The 8,860-nt window shown below is 69.1% G+C and carries 7 protein-coding genes and 1 pseudogene; all 8 read right to left on the reverse strand.

The window, feature by feature from the left end; translation table 11 throughout:
• Window positions 1-159 precede the first annotated feature (159 nt).
• Window positions 160-1,113, reverse strand: a complete 954-nt coding sequence (locus HF877_RS16990; protein WP_169622359.1) for a copper transporter — start codon at window positions 1,111-1,113, stop codon at window positions 160-162.
• The gene (steA, locus tag HF877_RS16995) at window positions 1,110-2,294 is read right to left on the reverse strand and encodes a putative cytokinetic ring protein SteA (protein ID WP_169622360.1); all 1,185 of its coding nucleotides are present in this window, start codon (window positions 2,292-2,294) and stop codon (window positions 1,110-1,112) included. Before steA ends, HF877_RS16990 begins: the two co-directional genes overlap by 4 nt.
• An 81-nt stretch (window positions 2,295-2,375) precedes the next feature.
• Complete coding sequence (gene recN / locus HF877_RS17000; protein ID WP_169622361.1) at window positions 2,376-4,145, reverse strand: DNA repair protein RecN; 1,770 nt, start codon at window positions 4,143-4,145, stop codon at window positions 2,376-2,378.
• A gap of 1 nt (window position 4,146) precedes the next feature.
• On the reverse strand, window positions 4,147-5,043 hold the full coding sequence (locus tag HF877_RS17005; RefSeq protein ID WP_296550984.1) for an NAD kinase: 897 nt from the start codon (window positions 5,041-5,043) through the stop codon (window positions 4,147-4,149).
• A gap of 98 nt (window positions 5,044-5,141) precedes the next feature.
• Window positions 5,142-5,966: a TlyA family RNA methyltransferase gene (locus HF877_RS17010; RefSeq protein ID WP_169622363.1), complete on the reverse strand. Its 825-nt coding sequence runs from the start codon at window positions 5,964-5,966 to the stop codon at window positions 5,142-5,144.
• Between the two features lies 1 nt (window position 5,967).
• Window positions 5,968-6,186: a hypothetical protein gene (locus tag HF877_RS17015; protein ID WP_169622364.1), complete on the reverse strand. Its 219-nt coding sequence runs from the start codon at window positions 6,184-6,186 to the stop codon at window positions 5,968-5,970.
• A 53-nt stretch (window positions 6,187-6,239) separates the two neighbouring features.
• Window positions 6,240-7,277, reverse strand: a complete 1,038-nt coding sequence (locus HF877_RS17020; RefSeq protein WP_169622365.1) for an HAD-IIA family hydrolase — start codon at window positions 7,275-7,277, stop codon at window positions 6,240-6,242.
• A pseudogene (locus HF877_RS21175) lies at window positions 7,274-8,122 on the reverse strand (hypothetical protein); the annotation flags it as partial. The gene HF877_RS17020 and the pseudogene HF877_RS21175, both read right to left, overlap by 4 nt.
• Window positions 8,123-8,860: the final 738 nt, after the last annotated feature.

Here is an 8,860-nt window from a genome sequence, read left to right on the forward strand (position 1 = left end):
GACTGATGTGATGCAGCTGGGGCCTGCCGACCCACGGAACTTCACGGTAACACCTTCTGCGTCCGGGGCGTACTCGACTCGCCTGTATCGCCCTCCGGTGCTGTGGACGTCACATTTCCCGGGCGGTTGGAGCACGCGCACCGGGGCGGACGGGTGCGCTCAGCGCGCCGCGGAACCGACGGTGACGCCGCTCGCTCCGGGACCGGTGCCGTAGCGTCCGGCGCCTCCGTCGAGCTGTTCCCGGACCGCGAGAATTGTGGTGATCCGGCCGGCTTCCCGATCGAGATTGTCGACGGTGGACAGCCCTGAGGACAGTGCCGCGTCGGCACGCACCACGGCGACGGGGCCGTTTCCGGCTGCAGCGCCCGGCCGACCGGCGAGGACGGCGCCGGCTCCGCGCGCGTCGACAGCGGCGGCGAAGCGGGCCACGAGCGCCCCGCGGTTTCCGCCGGCGGTATCGCTCCCGGTAGGGGGTTCTCCGGTGACGACGAGCGCCGTCTGCGCCGGTTCGGCCTCTCCGTCGTCGTAGCCGATGAAGCCGCCGCTGCGCAGAGTGGTCAGGGCCAGTGCGCGTTCCTCCGGTGTGCCGCGAGCCTCACCGGTGGCCGGGTCGACCAGCAGCACTGCGCCGAGAAGGTCCCCGGCGAGGCTGCCCGGATCGATGGCGCCGGTCTGCAGCTCCACCCCGGCGGGGATGACGTTGGTGACGGTGGTGCGAAGTTGGTCGGCTCCGGACGCGCCGACGAAGGACTCGGTGAGCGCGAGCCGGCCGGTGACCCTGCCTCCGGCGTCCCCCACCGTGCGTACGAGTGCGTCGACGTCGGCGGGATCGGCGTCCGGGGTGGTGACGACGAGGACGGTGCGGTCGGTGAGGACATCGCGCACCACGCGCGGCGCGACGGTGGCGTCGAATCCGTCGGCGGCGACGAGTTGTCCGTCGAGCCGGGCGGCACGGTCCTCGGCCTCCTGCAGTTCGCGCCGCATCTCGGACTTGTCGTCGCGCAGGCCGGAGACCACGCTGCCCGACAGCAGTCCCGATCCGAGCACGATGCCGAGCGCCAGGGCCAGGAACACGGCCACCAGCGAGACGGCGTGGTGACGCAGCGAGATCACGCGCGCAGGCCCCGGACCCAGTCGACGGCGCTGTCCCACCATTCCTGGGCCAGGGCGACGACATCGCCCCCGAGATTGGAGACGACCAGGGCCGCGATGATCGCGATCAGCGCCGCGAAGATCAACAAGGCGATGATGCCGCCGGAGACGCGGCTGCGGTACAGGGTGGCGACAGCTTTGGCGTCGACGAGTTTCGGTCCGACCTTGAGGCGCGTCATGACCGCCGACGGGTTGGTGTCGCGACGCCCCTGGTCGAAGAACTCGTCGAGCGAGACGGTGCTGCCCACGGTGACCACGAGCGCGGCGCCGTGATGGTCGACGAGCAGCAGCGCGAGGTCGGTGGGCGTTCCGGCCGCCGGGAAGGTCATCGCGCCGATACCGAGGTCCTGAATGCGTTCGAGTCCGGGAGCATGGCCGTCCGGGTCGGCGGGCAGCACGACTTCGGCACCGGATTTGAGGGTCGCCGTGCCGATCCCGTCCGGATCACCGACGATCAGATCAGGCCGGTATCCGGCTTTGGTGAGCGCGTCCGCACCCGGTCCGACGCCGACGAGAATCGGCGAATATTCCTTGATGAAGGGCTTGAGGTCCTTGAGGTCCTGGACGTGGCCGGGCCCATCGGACACCACCACGACGTGCCGGTCGCGCAGGTCGAGGTCGATCTCCGGGATGCCGACGCCGTCGATGAGCAGCGGGCTTTCTGACCTGATGAACTCGATGGTGTTGCCGGAAAACGCTTCGAGATGGTCGACGAGACCCGTCTTGGCTTCGATCATCCGATCGGAGATCTCGGCCTCGGTCTGTTCGTCGCCCTGCACCAGCAGTCGCTCGCCGGCGTATACGCCACCCTCGTAGAGCCGGACTTTGGCGCCGTCCTTGATCTTCTTGAATGTCTCGGCGCCGGTGTTGTCGACGAGGAGGATGCCGTTGGCGACGATCACCTCGGGCCCCAGATTCGGGTACCGGCCCGAAATCGAGGCCGATGCATTGACTACGGCCGACACGCCTGCTTCGACGAGAGCGTCGGCGGTGACACGATCGAGGTCGAGCGCGTCGAGGACCACCACGTCGCCGGGACCGACCCGACGCAACAGCTTCGCGGAGTTCGTATCGACCCTCGCGATACCGCTGACTCCGGGCAACGTTTCGTTGGTACGTGACAGCAGCGCCGGCATCTTCATGGCAAAGATGATGCTCCGGAGTTCCGGTCAGTTATCGGAGGCGCGCCGAGACGACGCCGCGACGCCGCATCGACGGCCCGATCACTGTGCCCGCTCGGCGTGCGCGACGGCGAGCAACTCCTCGGCGTGGGCGCGACCGGTCTCGGTGTCGTCGAGTCCCGCGAGCATCCGGGCGAGTTCGGCGACACGTTCGGCGTCCGACAACATCCGCACGCCGCTGCTCACCACCCCGGCGCGATCGTCCACCTTGTCCACCACCAGGTGCGTGTCGGCGAACGCGGCGACCTGCGGGAGGTGTGTGACGACGATGACCTGATGGGTCCGGGACAACCGAGCCAGCCGACGGCCGATCTCGACAGCGGCGCGGCCTCCGACGCCGGCGTCGACCTCGTCGAAGACCATGGTCGCGCCACGCTCGGATCCGGCGAGGACCACCTCGAGCGCGAGCATCACCCGCGAGAGCTCGCCGCCGGACGCGCTGCGCGCCAGGGGAAGAGCCGGAGCGCCGCCGTGCGCGGCAAGCCGGAACTCCACCTCGTCGACGCCGGACTCACCGGCGTGCAGGACGCGATCGCCGATCGGCAGCGGCGCGGAATCTGCCGCCGCGGCCTGCTGTTCGCGGATCTGTACCTCGAGCACCGCGCGGCCCATCGCCAGTCCGGCGAGTTCTTTGCTCACCGCTTTCGCCAGCTTCCCCGCCACCTTCTGGCGTGCCGCCGACAGTGCCGTCGCGGCCTCCGCGGTGGCGGCGGCTTCGGCGTCGACCTCGGCGGCGAGTTTGTCGAGGGCCTCGGCGGACACATCGAGACCCGAGAGTCGTTCTCGTGCGCTGCGCGCCCACTCGAGTACTCCGTCGACGTCCGCCGCGTATTTCCGGGTGAGGGTTTTCAGTTCGGCCTGCCGGGTGAGCAGGGTCTCGAGCGCACCCGGGTCGGAGGGAAGATCCCCCAGGTAGCCCGACAGATCGCCGGCCACGTCGGTGACCACCGCGATGGCGTCGTCCAAGCGCGGCCCGAGGTCGCGAAGGGCCGGGTCGTCGCTGCCGTCGACGCGCGAGCGTGCCTCACCCAGCAAGTCGAGTGCGGAGCGGGCTTCGTCACCGTCGGCGGCGTCCTGTCCGGCGAGCACCGCGTGCGCGCCCATCGCTGCCTCGCGGAGGGAATCGAGATCGGACAGACGACGGACGTCGTCGACGAGCCGGGCGTCCTCCCCCGGCTCCGGATCGACGCGCTCGATCTCGTCGAGTCCGTACTGGAGACGGTCGGCTTCCTGCGCCAGCTCCCGCGACCGCTCGGTACGTTCGTGCAATTCGGCGCGGGCGTCGAGCCACCGACGTCGGTGCGTGCGATACCGGTCGAGCAGCGGAGCGATCGCCTTTCCGCCGAACCGATCCAGCGCGGAACGCTGTTCGCCCGGGCGGAGCAGGCGCAATTGGTCGTTCTGCCCGTGCACGGTGAGCAGCGGGTCGGTGAATTCGGAGAGCACACCCACCGGGACGCTGCGTCCCCCGAGGTGGGCGCGGGACCGGCCGTCGCTGCCCACGCTGCGGACGGCGATGATGCTGCCGTCCTCGTCGCGTTGCGCGCCGGCGGCCTCGAGAAGCCGGGCGACTTCTTTTTCGACATGACTGGCACCGTCGTCGACGCTGAAGCGTCCCTCGACCACGGCACGGTTCGCGCCGACGCGGACCCGTGTCGCGTCCGCCCGAACCCCGGACAGCAGGTGCAGGCTCGTGACCACCATGGTCTTACCGGCACCCGTCTCGCCGGTCAGCACGGTGAGACCACCGTGGAACCGGGCGCTCGCCTCGGAGATGACGCCCAGGTTGTCGATCCTGATCTCAGCGAGCATCTCAGAGCTTCCTTCCCCGCCAGCCCTTCACCGGAAGTTCGAACTTTCGCACCATCCGGTCTGCGAACGGTGCCGAATCCAGCCGTACCCAGCGCACCGGGTGCCGGCCGCGCACCACGTCGAGGCGTCCGCCCGCGGGCAGTTCGAGCGTGCGCCGGCCGTCGCAGAACACCACCCCGTCGTGACCACCCGCGAGGGTTTCGACGGCGATGATCGATTCGGGGCTCGTCACCAGCGGGCGCGCGAACAGCGCGTGTGCGTTGCTCGGGATCACCAGCAGTGCCTCGAGTTCCGGCCACACCACAGGACCGCCCGCGGAGAACGCGTAGGCGGTCGAACCCGTGGGGGTTGCGATGAGGACCCCGTCGCAACCGAACGACGAGACCGGCCTGCCGTCGACCTCGAGCACGACTTCGAGCACCCCGAGCCGGGATTTGTTCTCGAGGCTCGCCTCGTTCAGCGCCCAGCCGCGGTCGACAATCCTGTCGTCGACGCGGATGGTCACATCCAGAGTCATTCGTTCTTCGATGCGGTATTCGCGGTGGGCGACCTGATGCAACGCGTCTTCGAGGTGTTCGGCTTCCGCCTCGGCAAGGAACCCGATTCGTCCGAGGTTGATGCCCAGCACAGGGACCGACGCATACTGTGCGAGTTCGGCAGCGCGGAGGAAACTTCCGTCCCCGCCCAGCACGATGACCATCTCGCAGCCTGCGGCGGCGTCGGGACCGGGTTCGACGATGCGAATGAAACTGCCCGGGATCGCGAGAACTCCCAGCCCGTTGCTACCTGCCTCGTCCTCGAGTACCCGTAGACCGATGCCCGCCTCGCCCAGAACCTTGGCGACCCGCAGGGCAGTGGTGGCGATCTCGTCGCGACCCGCATGCGAGACGAGCAAGATCTCGCGTTCGGTGCCTCCGGGACCCGTCGGCGCCGGGGTGCCCGGGTTCGGCTGCGCCGGCCCTCTTGTCCCCGGGTTCGGCTGCGCCGGCCCTGTTGTCACTGTGGTCCTTCCTGTACCGCGCGGTGGACGAGATCGATCACGTTCGGGTCCAGGTCCTCGGCGCCCGGCTCTCCGGCCCGCAGCCAGAGGAAGTACTCCACGTTTCCCGACGGACCCGGTAGCGGGCTCGCGACCACTCCCCGGGTGCGGAGCCCCGCTCGCTGGGCCTCGCGTGCCACTTCGAGCACCGCTTCGGCCCGGAGTTCGGGGTCTCGCACGACGCCGCCGCTGCCGACCCGGTCCTTGCCGACTTCGAACTGGGGTTTCACCATCGGAAGCAGGTCGGCGCCGGGAGCCGCGCAACGCACGAACGCGGGCAACACCAGCTTCAGAGAGATGAACGACAGATCCGCCACCACCAATTCGACCGGTCCTCCGATGAGATCCGCGTCGATGGTACGCACATTTGTTCGATCGATGACGTGGACACGCGGGTCGGATTGCAGTCTCCAGACGAGTTGCCCGTACCCCACGTCCACGGCGACCACCTCCGACGCGCCTTCGTGCAGAAGGACATCGGTGAATCCCCCCGTCGACGCACCTGCGTCCAGGCATCGCTTCCCGGAAATCTCCAGGCCCTGCGGGGTGAAGGCTTCGAGTGCTCCGAGGAGTTTGTGCGCGCCACGTGAGGCCCAGGACACCTCGTCCGCGACCTCCGTGACGAGCAGCGGGGTGTTCGGCTCGACTGCGGTGGCGGCTTTGGTCGCCACCGTGCCTGCGATCAACACCCGGCCCGCGGCGATCAGCTCGCTCGCGTGCTCCCGCGAACGCGCCAATCCGCGTCGTACCAGTTCTGCGTCGACCCGTGCTCGGCGCGCCACGTCAGATCTTGTCCACGGTCGCCAGCGCCTGCACGAGAACGTCGTGGGCCTGGTCGAGCAGCTGGGCCTGGCGGGAGATCCCCTGGGCCGTGTCGGAGGTGTCCGCGCTGTCGCGCGCGCGCATCAGCAGCGCATCGACCTCCGCGTGGATACGGTCGGGATCGATCGCGACTCGTGGGCCGGGAACGTGTTCGCCGGGGCGTGGAATAGACGTGCTCATCACCGACCACGCTAGTGCATCCACGCCACGACCGGCACACGGCACGACCCGATTCAGGAAGCGATGCCCCACTCCGCGAGCACAGTGCGCGCGTGCTCGTCGACCGGCCGGAGCCGGCCGAAACCGGGGTTCGACCAGGCAACATCGAGCAGTCCGCGCAAGACCTCCATCGCGTCGCCGACCACCCCGGTGGACTCGAGATGCAGATCGCCGTCCTCGAGCCGTACCGACCAGCCCTCGGCGGGCATCACCCGGACCTGCGACGCCGGAGCGTCGAGGCACCCGAGCGAGGCACCGACGTACGTGGGGCGTTGCTCCACGGGAGCGCGCAACAGGTCGTCGACCGTGCTGACGCCGGTCAGGACCAGGAGGGAGTCCGCGCCGACTGCGTTGGCACCCTCGATGTCGGTGTCGAGCCGATCACCGATGACCAACGGCCGTTGTGCGGCACCACGCCGGATCGCATCCTCGAGCAGAGGAGCCGCCGGCTTGCCTGCCACGACGGGCTCGGCGCCGGTGGCGTGACGTACCGCTGCGACCATCGACCCGTTTCCGAGCACCAGTCCCCGTTCGGTGGGCAGCGTCGAGTCGATGTTGGTCGCAACCCACCAGGCGCCGGCACGAATGGCGAGTGTCGCCTCGGCGAGCATCGGCCACCCCGTCTCGGGTGAATGTCCCTGGACCACGGCAACGGGATCTGCGTCGGCGGTCCGCACCGGGTTCAATCCCACCCGGGCGACCTCCTCTGCCAGAGCGTCGGTACCGACCACCAGAACAGGTGATCCCGACGGCACCTGTTCCGCAAGCAGACGGGCGGCGGACTGCGAACTCGTCACCACCGACGCGTCGTCCGCCGGGAACCCCAGGTCGCGGAGATGGCGGGCGACTTCGCTCGGGCGACGGCTCGCGTTGTTCGTGACATAGAACAGCCTGTCGCCTGCGGTCAACGCCTCGCGGGCACCGGGAACGGCATCCGCGCCTCGATAGACCGTGCCGTCGAGGTCGAGCAGGAGGACATCGTAGAGCGAACGCAGAGAGTCACCGGTGTACTCGGCCGCCGCGTCGCCGAAGGCGCCGCTCGACGAGGTCACAAGTCTCCTCCGGTGAGCTCCTCCACCCGATCCTCGGCGTCGGTGACGCCTTCGATGTCGGCTTCCGCGGAGTGCAGGAACCACTGCACGCCTTCTTCCGCGCGTCCCGCTGCGACGAGTGCGTCGGCGTATGCGTAGAAGAGCCGTGCCGCGGGCGTACCGGTGCGGGTCGGGTCGAGATCGGAGGTCTGCAGTGTCACCACGGCCTGGTCGTACTGGCCGAGATCCATGCGGGCACCCGCGACGACGATCCGCAGTTCGCTGGCTTCGTCGCCGGTGAGGGCACGTGCTTCTTCGCTTCGCCCGAGTTCGATGGCCTTCTCCGGCCGTCCGAGGCCACGTTCGCAATCGGCCATGACAGCGAGAAGTGCTGTTCCACCGGACATCCGGCGTGCTGCACGGAGCTCGGAGAGCGCCTCGGCCCATTCGCCTGCGTGATACGCGGTGATACCGGCGGCTTCACGGACGACTGCGATCCGGCCGGCACGCTGACGTGCGGCACGGGCATGCGCCAGTGCGAGACGCGGGTCGTCGTCGATGAGCTTCCCCGCCATGACCAGGTGACGTGCGACGGCGTTGGCGTTCAGCTTGTCGAGACTGAGGAGGTCGCGCCGGATCGCCGGGTCCAGTTCCGAGGCTTCGACGTTCTCGGGCAGGTCCGGCTCGTCGGGGCGGGCATCGCGCCGGGGAGCAGAACCGTCACGTCCCCCTGCCGGGCCGAATCCGCCTTCGCCGCCACGACGACGAGGGGCTTCGCCACCGCGGCGATCACCGCCGTAGCTACGGGCTCCGCGATCGTCGCTTCCACGGCGGTCGTCGGTGCCACGGCGATCGCCGCCGTAGCTGCGGGCTCCGCCGCGTGCGTCGTCGCGGCTGCGGTCACCGGTCGGGCGATTCGGACGCTCGCTGCGACCGGCGTCTCCGCGGGACCGATCCGACGCAGGTCGGTTCCGATCACCGAACTGCCGTCCGCGGTCGTCACCCCTGCTCTGCCGAGGATCGCTGTCGCGATTCGGTCGCGAGTCGCCACTACGGGCGGGCCGGGAGTCGTCACGTCGGCGGTCGCCGGACGGCTGGTCGCGCTGCGGCCGGTAGCCGCGGTCGGACCTGTCGTCGCTGCGGGGCGGACGCGCATCGCCTTCACGGCGAGGCCGGGAGTCGTTGTTGCGGTCGGGTCGTGCATCGCCTTCTCGGCGGGGGCGCGCATCCTCGCTTCGGCCGCGCTGTGCGCGATCCGGGTAGGAGCGTTCACCGCTCCGCTGTGGCCGGCGGTCGTCTCCGCGCCCGGCGGAGGAATCGTCACGCCTGTCGCCGCTCTGCCTGCGGTCGTCGTTGCCGCGATTGGTCTGCGAGCCTTCTTTGCCTTCGCCCCGGCCCGACCAGGGAGTAGATCCTCCACTCCGGAAGGATCGACGCTCACCGTTGTTGTCGGACACAGAAAAAATCCTTTCATAAAAGCACGATAAAAACACGAAAGGGGACCCAATTATTGGGTCCCCTTTCGGTAACGGGTGTTCGGCGGTGTCCTACTCTCCCACACCCTGTCGAGTGCAGTACCATCGGCGCAATGGGGCTTAGCTTCC

It is taken from the genome of Rhodococcus sp. BL-253-APC-6A1W (assembly GCF_012843405.1).
Classification (GTDB): Bacteria; Actinomycetota; Actinomycetes; order Mycobacteriales; family Mycobacteriaceae; genus Rhodococcus.